This window comes from Serratia sp. szju (assembly GCF_044594185.1).
In the GTDB taxonomy this organism is placed as follows: Bacteria; Pseudomonadota; Gammaproteobacteria; order Enterobacterales; family Enterobacteriaceae; genus Serratia; species Serratia bockelmannii.
Genome location: NZ_CP172576.1, coordinates 1,775,853 through 1,792,840, shown reverse-complemented (window position 1 = coordinate 1,792,840; position 16,988 = coordinate 1,775,853). Strand labels below are relative to the sequence as shown.

The following is a 16,988-nucleotide window of genomic DNA, read 5'->3' as shown; positions in this document are numbered from 1 at the left end:
GCCCTGCGTGTTACCAGCGGTGTTTGGTGTGATCTTCCCAGGCTTTCACCTCTTTCTCGGCCGCCTCTTTCTGGTAACCGTAGCGCTCCTGGATTTTACCGACTAGCTGTTCGCGTTTCCCTTCGATGACCGTCAGATCGTCATCGGTCAGCTTGCCCCATTTTTCCTTCACTTTGCCTTTCAGCTGCTTCCAGTTACCGTCGGCTTGATCTTTATTCATAGTCTCTCCGTTAACCTGTGGTGAATCAGTGATCCCTGTCGCCGGCCGGGGTTAAACAGAAGTTTTTCTGGTTGATACTCCCTTCACCTTAAGAAGCACCGCTCCCCTTCATTCACCAGCCACATGATTCATTCTAGTTAAACATGGAAATAAAAAAGCCAAACATCAGAATAAAAAACCATTAAAAAGAAAAATAAACACAAAAAACGCTAACAAACAACGAACTAAACCGGAAATATTCAGGCTGAAAACATGTAAGCAAACATGAATAAAAACATAAGATAAATTAATAATTAACCCAACAAAGCGTCCGGTCTAACGTGCAGCAAACCAGCTGCCGCGCACCTGATGACGGTGCCAAATCCAACCCAGCGCCACGCCACGCAACGTCAGAAACACCGCCAGCGCCAGCCAGAGCCCGTGATTGCCTAGCAGCGGCACGCTGAACAGCGTCAGACCATATCCTGCCGCGGCCACCGCCATACTGTTACGCATCTCGGCGCCGCGCGTGGCACCGATAAACATGCCGTCCAGCAAATAGCACCACACCCCGACCAGCGGCAGAATGACCTGCCACGGTAAATAGTGGGCGGCCAACGCACGCAGCTCCGGCAAGGAGGTCAACGCCGCCACGATCTGCTGGCCGGTAACGGCATACGCCAGGCCGAAAGCCAACGCGACCAGCCCAGCCTGCCTGCAGGCCGCGTGCCACACCTTACGCAGTTGGCTGCCGTCCCGGGCACCGTAGGCGTGGCCGGAATGGGCCTCCACCGCATAAGCGAAGCCGTCGAGCGCATAGGCGGTAAACGTCAGCAGGTTCATCAACACCGCGTTAACCGCCACCACATCGCTCCCCAGGCGAGCGCCGAAAATGGTCAGCGACGCAAAACACAGCTGCAGCAGCAATGAGCGCAACATGATGTCGCGATTGAGCGCCAGCAGGCGGCGCAGATCGCCACGCCAGGCCTGACGCAGCATCGCCAGGGTAATACCGCGCAGACGCATCACTCGCCACGCCAGCCACAGGCCGAGCAATAGCGTGGCATATTCGGCGATGGCGGTGGCCGCCGCCGCCCCTCGTACGTTCCAGCCCAGGCCCATCACCAGCCAGATATCCAGCACGATGTTCAGCAGGTTGCCGACGATCAGCAGGATCACCGGCGCACGCACGTACTGCACGCCGAGCAGCCAGCCCAGCAGCACCAGGTTGGCCAGCGCCGCCGGCGCGCTCAACCAGCGGATCTCAAGAAAACGCCGCGCCTGCTCCAGCACCTCGCCATCGCCGCCGACGATCCGCAGCGCCAGTTCGATCAGCGGGTAGCGCAACAGGACGATCGCCCCCCCGGCCAACAGCGCCAGCAGCAGCGGTTGCATAAAGGCGCGCGCCAGCGCCTGCGGGTTTTTCGCTCCCAGCGCCTGCGCCGCGAGGCCGGTGGTGCTCATGCGCAGGAACAGCAGCAGCATGAACAGGAAGCTGGTCGCCACCGCGCCGATCGCCACGCCTCCCAAATAGATCGGGCTGTCGAGGTGGCCGATCACCGCGGTGTCCACCAGCCCGAGCAGCGGCACGGTGATATTGGAGAAAATCATCGGCAGGGCGAGGCGCCACAGGGCTTTATCGGTGTCGCTGGTGAAGGCGGAAATCAGGCGCATGATGGGATGTTCCTGTGACAGAGTGACAAAGGGCGAAGTCAGAAACAAAAACGCCCCAAAACAGGGGCGATTGATACAGGGAGCGGCGGTGATGGCGCGGCGATTAAATCCAGTCGCCGTTGCGGATCACGCCGACCGCCAGCCCTTCGATCGTGAAATTCTGCTGGCGCAGATCGACCACGATCGGTTGGAATTCATTGTTCTCCGGCAGCAGCTCAACCACGTTACCGTGCTTTTTCAAGCGCTTGACCGTCACTTCGTCTTCGATGCGCGCGACCACGACCTGGCCGTTGCGCACGTCTTGCGTTTTGTGCACCGCCAGCAGATCGCCGTCCAGAATGCCGATGTCGCGCATCGACATGCCGTTCACCCGCAACAGGAAATCGGCGCTCGGTTTAAACAGGGAAGGATCCACCTGGTAGTGCCCTTCGATGTGCTGCTGCGCCAGCAGCGGTTCGCCGGCGGCGACGCGACCGATCAGCGGCAACCCTTCTTCTTCTTCCATCAACAGGCGGATACCGCGCGACGCACCGGAGACGATTTCGATCACGCCTTTGCGTGCCAGCGCCTTCAGGTGCTCTTCGGCGGCGTTAGGCGAACGGAACCCCAGACGCATCGCGATCTCGGCACGCGTTGGCGGCATGCCCGTTTGCGAAATATGATCGCGAATCAGATCGTAGACCTCTTGCTGTCTGGTAGTTAGTGCTTTCATTCCGCCCCCTGTTTGTTTATACAGTCTTGCTGTGAGTATATACAGGTAAGCGCGGATTGGGAACCGAAGAATAAATAAAAATCAGTCAGTAGGCGACTTTCGTCAGCCAAAATGCTGCCACAAGACCGTACCCCAAACGAACAGCGCCAGCACGATCGCCAGCGACACCGCCGCCGATCCCATGTCCTTGGCCCGCCCGGACAGCTCATGGTGTTCGCTGCCGATGCGATCCACCACCGCCTCGATCGCGCTGTTCAGGATCTCGACGATCATCACCAGCGCCACCGATCCGATCAATAAAATGCGCGCTATCGCACCCACGTCCAGCCAGACAGCCAGTATGATAGCCAGGAGGGTCACCACCAGTTCCTGGCGGAACGCCGCCTCGTGTTGCCAGGCGGCGGAAAGCCCTTTATAAGAATAGCCGGCGGCCTTGATGATGCGGGTCAATCCGGTTGCTTGGTTTGCCATGTTTTCGTGCCTTTCTCAGAGGTCGGTCATAATAAAAAGAGTCTAGAACAGTCCGCGCTGACGGCTCTCGGTTTTCGAACACCACAGATCTGCTACCCGGTTTCTGGTATGCTTGCGGCGCATTGCTAACAAGAGGCTTCACGTTGTTATGTCAGGTTGGCGTAAAATTTATTATAAAATATTGAATTTACCACTTAAATTGTTGGTAAGAAGTAAGGTCATCCCTTCAGATCCGGTTACCGAGCTAGGGTTGGATCCCTCACGGCCGATTTTGTATGTTTTACCTTACAATTCCAAGGCGGATTTGCTGACGCTGCGCACCCAGTGTCTGGCGCAGGATCTGCCCGATCCGCTCAACGCGCTGGAGATCGACGGCACCGTGCTGCCGAGCTACGTGTTCATTCACGACGGCCCGCGCGTGTTCCGCTACTACACCCCGAAAGAAGAGTCGGTAAAGCTGTTCCACGACTATCTGGATCTGCATCGCAGCAATCCGGATCTCGACATTCAGATGCTGCCGGTTTCGGTCATGTTCGGCCGTTCGCCGGGCCGCGAAGGTCACGGCACGCCACACCTGCGTCTGTTGAACGGCGTGCAGAAATTCTTCGCCGTACTGTGGCTCGGCCGCGACAGCTTCGTGCGTTTCGCCAACACCGTTTCGCTGCGCCGCATGGCCACCGAGCACGGCACGGATAAAACCATCGCGCAGAAACTGGCGCGCGTGGCGCGCATGCACTTCTCGCGTCAGCGCCTGGCCGCGGTAGGCCCGAGCCTGCCGGCCCGTCAGGACCTGTTCAACAAGCTGTTGGCGTCCAAAGCGATCGAAAAAGCGGTCGAGGACGAAGCGCGCAGCAAGAAGATCTCGCACGAGAAGGCCCAGCAGAACGCCATCGCGCTGATGGAAGAGATCGCCGCCGATTTCTCCTACGAAACCGTGCGTCTGTCCGACCGCGTGCTGAGCTGGACCTGGAACCGGCTGTATCAGGGCATCAACGTCACCAACGCCGAGCGCGTGCGCCAGCTGGCGCAGGACGGCCACGAGATCGTCTACGTGCCCTGCCACCGCAGCCACATGGACTATCTGCTGCTGTCCTACGTGCTGTATCACCAGGGCCTGGTGCCGCCGCACATCGCTGCGGGCATCAACCTCAACTTCTGGCCGGCCGGCCCGATCTTCCGTCGCCTGGGCGCGTTCTTCATCCGCCGCACCTTTAAAGGCAACAAGCTGTACTCGACGGTGTTCCGCGAATACCTCGGCGAGCTGTTCACTCGCGGTTACTCGGTGGAATATTTCGTGGAAGGCGGCCGTTCCCGCACCGGGCGTCTGCTGGAACCGAAAACCGGCACCCTGTCGATGACCATCCAGGCGATGCTGCGCGGCGGCGCCCGTCCGATCACGCTGGTGCCGATCTACATCGGCTACGAGCATGTGATGGAAGTGGGCACCTACGCCAAAGAGCTGCGCGGCGCCACCAAGGAAAAAGAGAGCCTGCTGCAGATGCTGCGCGGCCTGCGCAAGCTGCGCAATCTGGGCCAGGGTTACGTCAACTTCGGCGAACCGCTGCCGTTGACCGCTTACCTCAACCAGCACGTGCCGCAGTGGCGCGAGTCGATCGATCCGATCGAAGCTCAACGCCCAAGCTGGCTGACGCCGACGGTCAACGATCTGGCCGGCCAGATCATGGTACGCATCAACAACGCCGCCGCGGCCAACGCCATGAACCTGTGTTCCACCGCGCTGCTGGCCTCGCGCCAGCGTTCGCTGACCCGCGAACAGCTGCTCGAGCAGCTCGAGTGTTACCTGCAGCTGATGCGCAACGCGCCTTACGCCCATGATGTTACCGTACCGACGCAGACGCCGGACGAGCTGCTGGATCACGCGCTGAACATGAACAAGTTCGAGGTGGAAAAGGACAACATCGGCGACATCATCATCCTGCCGCGCGAGCAGGCGGTGCTGATGACCTATTACCGCAACAACATCCACCACCTGCTGGTGTTGCCGTCGCTGATCGCCAGCATCGTCATGCATCATCGCCGGGTATCGCGCGCCGAACTGCTGCGCCAGATCGGCATGATCTACCCGATGCTGAAAGCCGAGCTGTTCCTGCATAACGACAAGGAACAGCTGCCGGACGTGCTGCGGCCGATGATCGACGAGCTGATCCGTCAACAGCTGATCTGCGACAAAGGCGACGAGCTGGTGCTGAACCCGGCGCGCATTCGCCCGCTGCAGCTGCTGGCCGCCGGGGTGCGCGAAACCCTGCAACGCTACGCCATCACTATGTCGATCCTCAGCGCCAACCCGAGCATCAACCGCGGCGCGCTGGAGAAAGAAAGCCGCATCATGGCGCAGCGTCTGTCGGTGCTGCACGGCATCAACGCGCCGGAGTTCTTCGACAAGGCGGTGTTCTCCACCCTGGTGGCGACGCTGCGCGAAGAAGGCTATATCAACGACAGCGGCGATGCGATCCGCGAGCACACCCTCGAGGTGTACAACATGCTGAGCGATCTGATCACGCCGGAAATCAAGCTGACCATCGAAAGCGTCAACATGCCGGAAGAGACCAACGCTCTGCCGCAAGCCGATGCGGAAGAAGAGCAAGACGAGTGATTTCGTCCGGCGCGGAAACACAAAAGGCACCCCGAGGGGTGCCTTTTTTCTTGCTGCAGGAAACCGTTACGCCGGCAGATAGCTCAGCGCGATGCCGATAAACACCACCAGCCCGACATAGTTGTTCTGCAGGAAGGCCTTGAAGCAGGCTTCGCGCTCACGCCCGGCGATCTGCTTTTGCTGGTGAATGAACAGCGCGCCCGCCAGCAACAGCGACCAGTAAAACGCGCCGCCGAGCTGCGCCAGATAACCGACCCACACCAGCAGCAGCAGCGTCGCGAACTGCAGCAACCCGACGATCAGCTTGTCATAACGCCCGAACAGGATAGCGGTAGATTTGATACCGATCTTCAGGTCATCGTCGCGGTCGACCATCGCATACAGCGTGTCGTAGGCCACCGTCCAGCAGATGTTGGCCAGCAGCAGCAGCCAGCAGCTGAGCGGCAGCGATTCGCTGACCGCCGCATAGCCCATCGGAATGCCCCAGCCGAACGCGGCACCCAGCACGAACTGCGGCAGGTTGGTCACCCGCTTCATAAACGGATACACCCAGGCTAGCGCCAGCGCCGCCAGCGACAGCCAGATGGTCATAGCGTTCAGCGTCAATACCAGGCAGAAGGAGATCAGCACCAGCACCACGAACAGCACCTTGGCCTCTTTCGCGCTCACCCGACCGCTCGGCATCGGCCGCCCGGCGGTGCGCTTTACGTAGCCGTCCACCGCGCGATCGGCGTAGTCATTCACCACGCAGCCGGCGGCGCGCATCAGGAACACGCCGAGCACGAACACCACCAGAATCGAGAGCGGCGGCACGCCTTTCCCGGCCAGCCACAGCGCCCACAGCGTCGGCCACAACAGCAACAGCGTGCCGATCGGTTTATCAATGCGCATCAAATGGCTGTAAGCCCGCCATTTACTTTGAGTCACGCTTCCCTCCAACGTCTTGCTCTCCTCTCTTTATGCGGGGACCGCTGAATACAGCGGCGAAGCCGGTAAAAATAGTTCGGTCAGCAACAGCGGCTTGCCCGCCAGCCGCAGCCGTGAACGACGCGCCCACAGCGCGTCCTGCCGGCCGATATGGATATAGTCGCGGGTCAGATCGCCGCTGCTGAACAGATAGCGCCCGAGCGGCAGCGTGCCCAGATCCACCAACGCCTGATCGGGGCCGGTCAGCGTATGTTCCGGGATCACCGTGCGCCCAAGCAGCCAGGGCTGGTCGTCGCCCAGCAGCACCACTTCGCGCAGCCAGTAGCGCGGGCTGTCGGGCAGGTGGTTCGCCTCGTCGCCCAGCGCCTCGCGCGTGACGAAGCATTCGCGCTGCGGTTCGACGCGCACCTGGGCGCAATGGCGTTCAAATCGGCGGGTCATGGAGCCTAACTCCATCAGCCAATCGCTGACGGCGGCGGGCGCCGGAGGATCCTGTTCGGACAACCACTCCAGCGGCGGCAGGATGGAATCCCTGATGCCAGACATTGCTTTACTCCTCGCCTGAACCGCAGCCGGTACGGCGCGCCAGACGATACAAACTGTTAACAGGCCCCCATTGTAGCGCAGAAATACGAAAGCGGCAGGCTGATTCGTGGCGAAAACGGCAGGCCTATCGGCCGGAAAAACCGGGGTTCTGTCATCTTTTTGCCATCCGCCTTCTCTATCTTCATTTCCCGGCGCGCTGACGATTCTGTGATCGCCCGCAAAGTTTCAGCTTCCTCGCGTTGTGTTATCTACGCGCGTAGATACCCTGATACAGCAGCGTTGAATCGCCATGCGTCCGACATGATTTGTCGGCACACCTTTGTTGCCGGCACCAGGGAAACCATCTTTAACCGCGCCCCTCCAGGCGCAGAACAAAAGAGGATAGCACTGCCATGAGCGAAACAACGCTTGCCCCTTCACAGACCGCCGACGCCGCGCTGGCGGCTGATGAACGCCTGGCAACCAAAGAGGGGCGCAGCCAATTTTGGCGCGCCACCTTCTCCTGCTGGCTCGGCACCGCCATGGAATACGTCGACTTCGCGCTGTACGGCCTGGCAGCCGGCATGGTGTTCGGCGACGTGTTCTTCCCGGAAGCCACGCCGCTGGTGGCGCTGCTGGCCAGTTTCGCCACCTACTCCGTCGGCTTCGTCGCGCGGCCGATCGGTGCGCTGGTGTTCGGCTGGATCGGCGATCGCAAAGGCCGCCGCGTGGTGCTGATCACCACCGTGGCGCTGATGGGCCTCTCCACCACGCTGATCGGCCTGATCCCCTCCTATGCGCAAATCGGCGTCTGGGCGCCCGCCTGCCTAGTGATCCTGCGCTTCGCGCAGGGGTTCGGCGCCGGTGCGGAACTGTCCGGCGGCGCGGTGATGCTGGCGGAATACGCGCCGGCCAAACGGCGCGGGCTGGTGGCGTCGATCATCGCCATTGGCTCGAACAGCGGCACTCTGCTGGCGTCGCTGGTATGGCTGCTGGTACTGCAGCTGGACAAGGAAGATCTGATGAGTTGGGGCTGGCGCATTCCGTTCCTCGCCAGCATTCTGATCGCCGGTGCGGCGCTGTACCTGCGTCGCCACGTGCGGGAAACGCCGGTCTTCGAACGCGAGCTGCAACAAAACCACCAGCGCATGCTGGACGCCGCCCAGGCCGCGCCGGATACGCGCAGCTACCTGCAGCGCACCAAAGCGTTCTGGGTGATGCTCGGCCTGCGCATCGGCGAAAACGGCCCTTCCTACCTGTGCCAGGGCTTTATCGTCGGCTATGTCGCCAAGGTGCTGATGGTCGATAAATCGGTGCCGGCGCTGGCGGTGTTGATCGCCTCGCTGTGCGGTTTTCTGGTGATCCCGCTGGCCGGCTGGCTGTCCGATCGCTTCGGCCGCCGCATCACCTACCGCTGGTTCTGCCTGCTGCTGGTGCTGTACGCCTTCCCGGCGTTCTGGTTGCTCGACAGCCGTGAACCGGCGATCGTCATCTCGGTGATCGTGGTCGGCATGTGCATCGCGTCGCTGGGAATCTTCGGCGTTCAGGCGGCCTACGGCGTCGAACTGTTCGGCGTGAAGAATCGCTACTCCAAGATGGCGTTCGCCAAAGAGCTCGGTTCGATCCTCTCCGGCGGCACCGCGCCGCTGATCGCCACCGCGCTGCTGTCCGGTTTCGGTCACTGGTGGCCTGTCGCCTGCTATTTTGTTGTAATGGCGGCCATCGGCTTAATCACCACCTTCTTTGCTCCCGAAACCCGCGGCCGCGATCTCAACCTGCCGCAGGATGCCGCGTAGCGAGAAGGCGAACAGGAACCCAATTTGGATAATCACTCCGCGCGACGCGTTACCCGCGCCGACGTGGCCCGCGTAGCGGGCACCTCCGTCGCCGTGGTCAGCTATGTGATCAACAACGGCCCGCGCCCGGTGGCGGAAGCCACCCGGCTGCGCGTGCTGGCGGCGATCGAGCAGACCGGCTACCGGCCTAACGACATCGCGCGGGCATTGGCCTCCGGCAGCACGCAAACCTACGGGCTGGTGGTGCCGGATATTTCCAACCCTTTCTTCGCCACACTGGCGCGGGCGCTGCAGCAAGAGGCCTTCAGCCGCGGCCGCGTGCTGCTGCTGGGTGACGCCGGCGATGACCGGCAGCGTGAGTATGAGCTGATCAACAACCTGCTGCGCCGCCAGGTCGACGGCCTGCTGTACACCAGCGTCGATCGCCATCCGTGGTTCGAGCTGATCCGCGCCTCCGGCACGCCCTGCGTGATGATAGACACCATCGACAGCCAGGCCGGCGTCTGCGCCATCCGCGTCGACGAGCGCGACGCCGCCTGCCAGGCGACCCGCCATCTGCTGCAGCACGGCTATCGCGACATCGGCATTTTTATCGGCCCGCTGACCATGCTCAACGCGCAGGATCGCCTGAACGGCTGGCGCGATGCGCTGCTGGAGGCGGGCATTGCGCCGCGCGACGAGTGGATTTTCGAGGTGCCCTACACCCGCCAGGGCGGCTACCAGGCCACCCAGTGCCTGGTGCAAGGCCCACGCCCACGCGCCGTTTTCACCTCTAACGAACAGCAGGCGCTCGGCTGCCTGTCGGCGCTGGCAGAGCATGGGTTGCGCGCACCGGACGATCTGGCGCTGATTTGTTTTAACGGCACGCAGCAATCCGAATTCAGCGTGCCGCCGCTCAGCGCGGTCGAGCAGCCGATCGACGCCATGGCCAAGCGGGCCATCGCCATGCTGGCCGCCGGTGCCGCGCCCGCCGAGCTGCATGAATTCGCTTTTCAACTGCGCATCCGCCATTCATGCGGCTGTTAGCGGGTTTTCAGGACACCTTATATGCGTTTAATCATTGATTGCGATCCCGGCAATGGCGTCCCCGGCGCCAACGTCGACGACGGGCTGGCGCTGGCCCTGGCGCTGGCGGCCAAACCGCAGCTGCAGCTGGAGCTGATCAGCATCGTGGCCGGCAACACCCCGCGCGAAGTGGGCTTCGCCGTCGCCACCGATCTGCTGGCGCAGAGCGGCTATCAGGTTCCTGTCGCCCTCGGCGCGGCGCGCGCCCTGAGTGAGCCGCCGGAGCCGTGGCGCGCGCATCTGGACCGCCCGATCGCCGATCCCAAGCTGGCAGCGCTGTGGCGCGACTTGCCCGCGCCCTCACTCGCCAACGCGCCCGCACCGGACGCCGCCATCGCCATCGGCGAGCTGATCTGCCGCCATCCCGGCGAGGTAACGCTGGCGGCGATCGGCCCGCTGACCAACGTTGCGCACGCCATGCAGCTTTACCCGCAGATGGCGCAGGCGGTGAAAGAGATCGTAATCATGGGTGGCGTATTCAACGTCGACGGGTACATCAAGGACACCAATTTCGGCCTGGATCCGGAAGCGGCACGGCTGGTGCTGAACAGCGGCGCCGCTATCACGCTGGCGCCGCTGGATGTCACCACCCAGACCATGCTGACCCAGGCGGATCTGGCCGCACTGACGCAGCCGGATACGCCGCTGTGCCGCTATTTGCGCGCCACCACGCAGCCGTGGATCGACTATTCGCGCCATACGCGGCGCCTGCCAGGCTGCTGGATCCATGATGCGCTGGTGATCGCCTGGCTGCTGGAACCGCAGCTGGTCACGACCGAAATGTTCCATGTGGATGTGGCGCTGGAAGGGGCGTTGACGCGCGGCAGCTCACGCCGTTGGCGGCCGGACAGCCTACGCCTGACGGTCGGCATGCCGCCGCCGCAGGGCAAGCCGGTGCGCATCATGCAGCAGGTGGACAACGCCCGTCTACTGGCGTTGATCGGCGCAACGCTGGCGCGCGGATGAAAAAAGGTGCGCCAAGGCGCACCAATCATCGAGCCAGCATCGGCAGCGCTGGGTGTTACCCCTTGCCTTTAACGCTGCTGATAAACGTTTTACGCGCAGTGGTCGAGCCCAACTTCTCGGCCTCATTCATCAGTTTCAGCGCCTTGTCGATATCGCCCGCCTTCACCGCCTGCTTGATGCCATTATTGAAGTAGCTTTCGGTATCGTTGAGCATCGGCTCCGCCGGTTTCTCTGGGGTCGGTGCCGGCGCCGCCACAGCGGCCGGTGCGGTTGATCCTACCACCACCGGCGCCACGGTCGGCGCAGGCTGCAGCATACCGATCATCACGTTGCCGGTGCCCTGTTCCGCGGTCACCTTGAGCTTCAGCGTGCCGCTCGTCGCGTGGCCGGCGATTGGATCCGGGATATCCGGCACCGCGTTGCCCACGCCCTGCGCATAGGCCTTAGCCGGATTGGTCAACTGCGTGGTTTTCGCCAAGTCCTGCCGAGTGGTGTACACCAGCAGGTAAATCTGTTTTTGACCAAGCGCCGGCGTCAGTTTCAACGTGCCTTCGAGGCGATCGGAGGACATTGCTCCCGGCGGCTGGTAAGGGAAATAGCTGCTCGGGTAATACGCCGCCGGGCGCAGATGCTCGTCCAGCACCAGCACGCTCGGCGCGTACAGCGAATTGTTTTTAGCGAGGCTGCTCAGCGTCACTTCCAGCGAGCCGCGATCGGCCGGCAGCGTATAGGCGGCGATCGCCCCCTGAATGTCGCCCTGATTGAGCTGCGGGCTAACGGCGTCGAGCTTCACTTCTTGCGACACCGGCGGTTGCAGCGGCTGCCACGGCAGGCTTTGCAGCGTGGCGGCGCTGATGGCCGGGGCGACGGAAACGTTGGCCGGCGTCTCGGCGTTGGCCGCCAAAGGCGCGCCGACGGTCAGCGCCAGCGACAGGCAGAGTGACAGCAGATTCTTTTTCATCGTTATATCCTCTTTCAGCACCGCGGCGGATCAGGCAAGAGATCCGGCCGCGGCGAATGCGGTTGGGGGAGAGCCGGCGGCCCTCCCCGTCCTGTCGTCGTTACCACCAAATTTCCATCTGGGCGCCGAAGGTGACTTCGTCATCCTTGCCGCGGCTGAAGGTATGCATGCTGGTGTCGTTGTAAGCGGTGCCGGCGTTATACCCGGTGTCATCGCCGGTGGCGTAGCCCCACTTCTCGTCCCACTTGGCGTAGGTGGCGAACAGGCGGATGGCCGGACGCGACCAGATGCTGTTGCCCGCCTGCCATTGCTGCGCCAGGGTCACTTTATACTGGCCGTTGCGATCGCCGGTGCGCTGGGATTTGACGTTGTCATAGCCCGCCTCCAGCAAGGTGCTCATGATCGGCGTCCATTTGTACATCGGGCGCACGCCCACGGTGTACCAGGTGGTGCCGTTGTTGTTGTCGCGGTCGATGTCCTGGAACATGGCGACGTACATCAGTGCCCACTGATCGTTGAAGTCGATGGCGCCGTGATCCAACACGCGGATCATCTTGCCGTTGTTATCAATGGTGGCGCCTTCGTTGCGGCCGTTGTTCTGCGAGGTCATCGAGTCGGTGGCGTACTGCAGCACGAACTTGTTGTAACCGTTCAGGATACTCTGCGTGTGTTCGGCGGTGAACATCCAGCCGTCTTTGCTGGCGCCGTCGGCCAGGCGGTAGTTATCCTGCGCATTGGCGCGGCCGTAGTCCACGCCCAGCTCCAGGGTGCCGCCCGGGTTCAGCTCCAGCCCGGCCAAGCGCACGTCGAAGGTGTCGTTGACGGTTGGACGCTGTTTCCATTCGTTATCCAGGTAGCCGTAAGAGCCGCCGGACTCCGAGTTGCGGGTCACGGCAGCGGACAGCTTGCCGAAGCCCAGATCGATGTTTTCCAGACCGGCGCCCGGGCCGGAGATATCCCAGTAGTAGAAGTCGATCATATGAACGTCATGACGCTGATAGAAGCGCTTACCGGCCCACAGCGTGGAGCCCGGCAGCCACTCGATCAGGTTTTTACCCTGCACGTTGACTTCGCGGAAGCCCGGGGTCACGTCTTCCCAGTCAGAACGCTGCGAGACCGAATAGGCCAGGTTAGTGTCGAAATAGAAGCTCTTGTCGCCTTCTTTCCACACTTCCTGCCCCAGTTTCAGTTCGGCGTAGGTTTCGCATTCGTTGCCGAGACGGTATTTACTCGCGGCGCCGGTGGCCTTGAAACACTGTTGCTCACCGCCGCTGCCGGTCCAGCCGATGCCGGAACGGGCGTAACCGTGGAAATCCACGGCCAGCGCCTGAGTAGAGAGAACACCGGCGGCGACAGCCAGTGCCAGAGGAAGTTTGCGCAGAGTAGTCATCATTATTCTCCTGTTATACCGACTTTGATGCTTTAAACGCCCGGCTCCTGGTGCAGCCGTTTACATGCCGTACCGTCTTCACGGAACAGGTGGCAGCGGTGAGGCGGCAGGCCGATGGCGAATGTGGCACCTTCTTCTACCAGCACCACGTCATTCTGGCGGTACACCAGGTTTTGACGGATGGCCGGGATTTGGATGTGGATTTGCGTCTCGTTGCCGAGCTGCTCCACCACCTGTACGTCGCCGGTAAGCCGCACTTCTGAGGCTTCGCCGGGCAGCAGATGTTCAGGGCGAATGCCCAGTGACAGGTTGGCGCCGGGTTGAACGCCCGCGCCTTCCACCGGCAGCCAGACCAGCTGGCGGTTGGGCAGTTCGACCTGCACCTGTTGCGGCTCCGCCGCGGTCACCTTGACCGGTAGGAAGTTCATCTTCGGCGAGCCGATAAACCCGGCGACGAAGCGGTTGGCCGGGTAGTGATACAGTTCCAGCGGCTTGCCGACCTGCGCCACGCGACCGGCATCGAGCACCACGATCTTGTCGGCCAGCGTCATCGCCTCGACCTGATCGTGGGTGACGTAAATCATGGTGCGCTGCAGGCGCTTGTGCAGACGGGAGATCTCGATGCGCATCTGCACCCGCAGCGCGGCGTCGAGGTTGGACAGCGGTTCGTCAAGCAGGAATACGTCCGGCTCGGCCACCAGCGTGCGGCCGATCGCCACGCGCTGACGCTGCCCGCCGGACAGCGCCTTCGGCCGCCGGTCGAGCAGGTGCGCCAGTTGCAGCACCTCGGAGACCTGGTTCACCCGTTGATTGATTTCCGCTTTCTTGGCGCCGGCCAGCTTCAGGCCGAACGACATGTTGTCCGCCACCGACAGGTGCGGATACAGCGCATAGGATTGGAACACCATGCCGATGCCGCGCTCGGAAGGCGGCACCTCATTCATACGTTTCTCGCCGATCAGCAGCTCGCCGGAGGTGATGTCCTCCAGCCCGGCGATCATGCGCAGCAGCGTCGATTTACCGCAGCCCGAAGGCCCGACAAACACCACAAACTCGCCGTCTTCGATGGTCAGATTGACGTCTTTGGAAATCACGGCCTCACCGAAGGCCTTATAAACGCTGCGCAGTGTCACGCTAGCCATGCGTTACTCCCCTGCTTTCGCAGTTAACATGTCGTGTGAAAATGGCGGAGGCAAAGCCCGCCAAAACCCATTGATGACCCTCTTGCTGCGCGCCGTGCTGCCATGCCAACGGCAAGGTCGCCTCAGACGGCGCGGCCGCCTGAGTATAAGGCTGCAGGTTTATCAGCGCTTCAAGGCATTGATCCTGATGGGTAATAAGTAAGCGCACCACGCCATCGCGCTGGCTGACTTCGTTCAGTTCGCCGTGCTGGATGAGCGGCGAACGACGCAGGGCCAACAGCGCCTGGCAGTAACGTAAGGTGGAGTGGCTGTCGTGCTGTTGGCGGCTGATGGCCAATGCGCGGTGTTCGATCGCCACCTGTTGATACCAGCTGATTTCGCCGGCGGTGACCTGTTCGGGGGCTTCGTGCCACGGCATCGGCGTTTGCGCGCCGCGCGGATCTTGCAGGCCGGCGGCATGCGGCAGCCCCAGCTCCTCGCCCTGATACAGGCAGATTGGCGCCGGTAGCATCGCCAGCAGCGTCAGAAAGGCGGCGGCGGAACGCAGGTCGCCCTGCCCCCAGCGGCTGACCACCCGGGGCTGATCGGCGTCCCCGGTGCTCCACAGGCTGTCCGCCAATGTGGTACGACGGGCGTGCAGCACCGCCACCAGCTTCTCCGCGCTGAACGGCATCACGTCCAGCGCCAATGCCCCCTGGACGAACCGCTGCGGCGCGGCCGCATTGCGAACGCGGTTGGCTTCATCGCCGTACCACAGCGTCAGCCCTTCGCCCGTCACCGTCGCCTCGGCCCCCGGCGCCAGCGTCTGCGGCAGCAACAGGCCGTCGATCGACAGCGCTTTCAGATACGGCAGCGCCGCCAGCATGCCGTGCGCGTCGCCCACGCCGTCCCCGTTTCCGTCACGGAAACTGGCCGGATGGATCCGGTACAGGGTGGGCTGAGTAGCGATAGGCGTTGACGACATAAATCCGGTATCCCTGCTGCGCGTGGCGTTGAAAATCAATGGGCCGATAGTGCGGGAGTCGCCGGAAAGGGTAATCATCCGTAACAAGATTTTTCATGGGGGAGGAGGCGGGAGGATGAGAGAACGACCGCGGCGATGAGAAGTTCCGCGCTTAAGGCAATTCTGTGATCCGGCTGGCAAAAATCGCCCCCCTATTTTGTGCCTGACGCCACAGAATAGAGCGCAACGTTAACTGGATCACACTCCTCATCTCAGGGGCGTAGAGGGGGGGAGGATGAGAATATGTCGCGTTGTGACCCACTATTACCGCGAAACGTCTCTCCTTGATTTATGTGCCCACAAAAAGAAGGACTGGATTATGACTCGCAGCATTACCCTCGCCCGCACGCTGGCGCTCTCGGCACTGGCCACCCTGGTGCTCTCTTCTTCCGCCTTCGCCAAGATCGAGGAAGGCAAACTGGTTATCTGGATCAACGGCGACAAGGGCTATAACGGCCTGGCCGAAGTCGGCAAGAAATTCGAAAAAGACACCGGCATCAAAGTCACCGTCGAGCACCCGGACAAGCTGGAAGAGAAATACCCGCAGGTGGCCGCCACCGGTGACGGCCCTGACATCATCTTCTGGGCCCACGACCGCTTCGGCGGCTATGCGCAGTCCGGCCTGTTGGCCGAAATCCACCCGTCCAAAGCCTTCCAGGACAAGCTGTTCCCGTTCACCTGGGACGCCGTGCGCTATGACGGCAAGCTGATCGGCTACCCGATCGCCGTCGAGGCGCTGTCGCTGATTTATAACAAAGACCTGGTCAAACAGCCGCCGAAGACCTGGGAAGAAATCCCGGCGCTGGACAAACAGCTGCGCGCCAACGGCAAGAGCGCCATCATGTGGAACCTGCAGGAACCCTACTTCACCTGGCCTATCATCGCCGCCGACGGCGGTTATGCCTTCAAGTATGAAAACGGCAAATACAACATCAAGGATGTCGGCGTCGCCAACGCCGGTTCGCAGGCCGGTCTGCAGTTCATCGTCGATCTGGTGAAAAACAAACACATCAACGCCGATACCGACTACTCGATCGCCGAAGCCGCGTTCAACAAAGGCCAGACCGCGATGACCATCAACGGGCCGTGGGCCTGGAACAACATCGAGCAGAGCAAAATCAACTACGGCGTGACGCTGCTGCCGACCTTCAAAGGCAAGCCGTCCAAGCCGTTCGTCGGCGTGCTAACCGCCGGCATCAACGCCGCCAGCCCGAATAAAGAGCTGGCGACCGAGTTCCTCGAGAACTACCTGCTGACCAACGAAGGGCTGGCGGACGTCAACAAAGACAAACCGCTGGGCGCGGTGGCGCTGAAGTCCTATCAGGAAGCGCTGGCCAAAGATCCGAAGATAGCGGCCACCATGCAGAACTCGCAAAACGGGGAAATCATGCCGAACATCCCGCAGATGAGCGCCTTCTGGTACGCCGAACGCAGCGCGGTGATCAACGCCGTCAGCGGCCGTCAGACGGTGAAAGCCGCGCTGGACGACGTGCAGACCCGTATCACCAAGTAACGACGTCGTGCGGGGTGCCACGGTGCCCCG

15 protein-coding genes are annotated in these 16,988 nt (G+C 61.9%); 5 read left to right on the top strand and 10 right to left on the bottom strand.

Annotation, left to right across the window (positions count from 1 at the left end):
• Window positions 1-10: 10 nt before the first annotated feature.
• From RE418_RS08480 to RE418_RS08465, 4 genes are all read right to left on the bottom strand, one after another.
• Window positions 11-220 carry a CsbD family protein gene (locus tag RE418_RS08480; protein ID WP_004936743.1) on the bottom strand — a complete coding sequence of 70 codons (210 nt, stop codon included), beginning with the start codon at window positions 218-220 and terminating at the stop codon, window positions 11-13.
• A gap of 315 nt (window positions 221-535) precedes the next feature.
• Window positions 536-1,873 (bottom strand): MATE family efflux transporter DinF, encoded by a 1,338-nt coding sequence (gene dinF, locus RE418_RS08475; RefSeq protein ID WP_025304452.1) that lies wholly within the window; start codon window positions 1,871-1,873, stop codon window positions 536-538.
• Between the two features lie 103 nt (window positions 1,874-1,976).
• The gene (gene lexA, locus RE418_RS08470) at window positions 1,977-2,585 is read right to left on the bottom strand and encodes a transcriptional repressor LexA (protein WP_025160136.1); all 609 of its coding nucleotides are present in this window, start codon (window positions 2,583-2,585) and stop codon (window positions 1,977-1,979) included.
• 102 nt (window positions 2,586-2,687) lie between these two features.
• Window positions 2,688-3,056, bottom strand: coding sequence for a diacylglycerol kinase (locus tag RE418_RS08465; RefSeq protein ID WP_015379225.1), 369 nt, complete (start codon window positions 3,054-3,056; stop codon window positions 2,688-2,690).
• A 148-nt stretch (window positions 3,057-3,204) separates the two neighbouring features.
• On the opposite strand from RE418_RS08465, the gene plsB reads away from it, so the two are divergent.
• Window positions 3,205-5,670 (top strand): glycerol-3-phosphate 1-O-acyltransferase PlsB, encoded by a 2,466-nt coding sequence (plsB, locus tag RE418_RS08460; RefSeq protein WP_399676057.1) that lies wholly within the window; start codon window positions 3,205-3,207, stop codon window positions 5,668-5,670.
• A gap of 66 nt (window positions 5,671-5,736) precedes the next feature.
• Here the strand turns inward: plsB and ubiA are convergent, their stop codons facing one another.
• Both ubiA and ubiC read right to left on the bottom strand, forming a co-directional pair.
• Window positions 5,737-6,609, bottom strand: a complete 873-nt coding sequence (gene ubiA, locus RE418_RS08455; RefSeq protein ID WP_025304455.1) for a 4-hydroxybenzoate octaprenyltransferase — start codon at window positions 6,607-6,609, stop codon at window positions 5,737-5,739.
• Between the two features lie 18 nt (window positions 6,610-6,627).
• Window positions 6,628-7,143, bottom strand: coding sequence for a chorismate lyase (ubiC, locus tag RE418_RS08450; RefSeq protein WP_033651214.1), 516 nt, complete (start codon window positions 7,141-7,143; stop codon window positions 6,628-6,630).
• Window positions 7,144-7,535: 392 nt separating this feature from the next.
• Between ubiC and RE418_RS08445 the strand changes: the two genes are divergently transcribed.
• From RE418_RS08445 to RE418_RS08435, 3 genes are read left to right on the top strand one after another with little or no spacing between them, the layout of a single operon-like run.
• The gene (locus RE418_RS08445) at window positions 7,536-8,918 is read left to right on the top strand and encodes an MFS transporter (RefSeq protein ID WP_043139666.1); all 1,383 of its coding nucleotides are present in this window, start codon (window positions 7,536-7,538) and stop codon (window positions 8,916-8,918) included.
• A 24-nt stretch (window positions 8,919-8,942) separates the two neighbouring features.
• On the top strand, window positions 8,943-9,944 hold the full coding sequence (locus tag RE418_RS08440; protein WP_025304458.1) for a LacI family DNA-binding transcriptional regulator: 1,002 nt from the start codon (window positions 8,943-8,945) through the stop codon (window positions 9,942-9,944).
• A gap of 21 nt (window positions 9,945-9,965) precedes the next feature.
• Window positions 9,966-10,949 carry a nucleoside hydrolase gene (locus RE418_RS08435; protein WP_049208285.1) on the top strand — a complete coding sequence of 328 codons (984 nt, stop codon included), beginning with the start codon at window positions 9,966-9,968 and terminating at the stop codon, window positions 10,947-10,949.
• A gap of 55 nt (window positions 10,950-11,004) precedes the next feature.
• Here the strand turns inward: RE418_RS08435 and malM are convergent, their stop codons facing one another.
• The 4 genes from malM to RE418_RS08415 form a co-directional block, all read right to left on the bottom strand.
• Window positions 11,005-11,910 (bottom strand): maltose operon protein MalM, encoded by a 906-nt coding sequence (malM, locus tag RE418_RS08430; RefSeq protein WP_089181387.1) that lies wholly within the window; start codon window positions 11,908-11,910, stop codon window positions 11,005-11,007.
• A gap of 100 nt (window positions 11,911-12,010) precedes the next feature.
• On the bottom strand, window positions 12,011-13,300 hold the full coding sequence (locus RE418_RS08425; RefSeq protein WP_025304461.1) for a maltoporin: 1,290 nt from the start codon (window positions 13,298-13,300) through the stop codon (window positions 12,011-12,013).
• Window positions 13,301-13,332: 32 nt separating this feature from the next.
• Window positions 13,333-14,442: a maltose/maltodextrin ABC transporter ATP-binding protein MalK gene (gene malK / locus RE418_RS08420; RefSeq protein WP_025304462.1), complete on the bottom strand. Its 1,110-nt coding sequence runs from the start codon at window positions 14,440-14,442 to the stop codon at window positions 13,333-13,335.
• Complete coding sequence (locus RE418_RS08415; protein ID WP_089181704.1) at window positions 14,435-15,406, bottom strand: alpha-amylase family glycosyl hydrolase; 972 nt, start codon at window positions 15,404-15,406, stop codon at window positions 14,435-14,437. The genes malK and RE418_RS08415 overlap by 8 nt, the downstream gene beginning before the upstream one ends.
• A 358-nt stretch (window positions 15,407-15,764) precedes the next feature.
• Between RE418_RS08415 and malE the strand changes: the two genes are divergently transcribed.
• Entirely contained in the window at window positions 15,765-16,958 is a 1,194-nt protein-coding gene (malE, locus tag RE418_RS08410) for a maltose/maltodextrin ABC transporter substrate-binding protein MalE (RefSeq protein ID WP_025304464.1), read from the top strand.
• The last annotated feature ends 30 nt before the right edge of the window (window positions 16,959-16,988 follow it).

Coding starts and splice junctions, on each gene's coding strand:
- RE418_RS08480 (WP_004936743.1), bottom strand. CDS start 220: ATGAATAAAGATCAAGCCGACGGTAACTGGAAGCAGCTGAAAGGCAAA.
- dinF (WP_025304452.1), bottom strand. CDS start 1,873: ATGCGCCTGATTTCCGCCTTCACCAGCGACACCGATAAAGCCCTGTGG.
- lexA (WP_025160136.1), bottom strand. CDS start 2,585: ATGAAAGCACTAACTACCAGACAGCAAGAGGTCTACGATCTGATTCGC.
- RE418_RS08465 (WP_015379225.1), bottom strand. CDS start 3,056: ATGGCAAACCAAGCAACCGGATTGACCCGCATCATCAAGGCCGCCGGC.
- plsB (WP_399676057.1), top strand. CDS start 3,205: ATGTCAGGTTGGCGTAAAATTTATTATAAAATATTGAATTTACCACTT.
- ubiC (WP_033651214.1), bottom strand. CDS start 7,143: ATGTCTGGCATCAGGGATTCCATCCTGCCGCCGCTGGAGTGGTTGTCC.
- RE418_RS08445 (WP_043139666.1), top strand. CDS start 7,536: ATGAGCGAAACAACGCTTGCCCCTTCACAGACCGCCGACGCCGCGCTG.
- RE418_RS08435 (WP_049208285.1), top strand. CDS start 9,966: ATGCGTTTAATCATTGATTGCGATCCCGGCAATGGCGTCCCCGGCGCC.
- malM (WP_089181387.1), bottom strand. CDS start 11,910: ATGAAAAAGAATCTGCTGTCACTCTGCCTGTCGCTGGCGCTGACCGTC.
- RE418_RS08425 (WP_025304461.1), bottom strand. CDS start 13,300: ATGACTACTCTGCGCAAACTTCCTCTGGCACTGGCTGTCGCCGCCGGT.
- malK (WP_025304462.1), bottom strand. CDS start 14,442: ATGGCTAGCGTGACACTGCGCAGCGTTTATAAGGCCTTCGGTGAGGCC.
- RE418_RS08415 (WP_089181704.1), bottom strand. CDS start 15,406: ATGTCGTCAACGCCTATCGCTACTCAGCCCACCCTGTACCGGATCCAT.
- malE (WP_025304464.1), top strand. CDS start 15,765: ATGACTCGCAGCATTACCCTCGCCCGCACGCTGGCGCTCTCGGCACTG.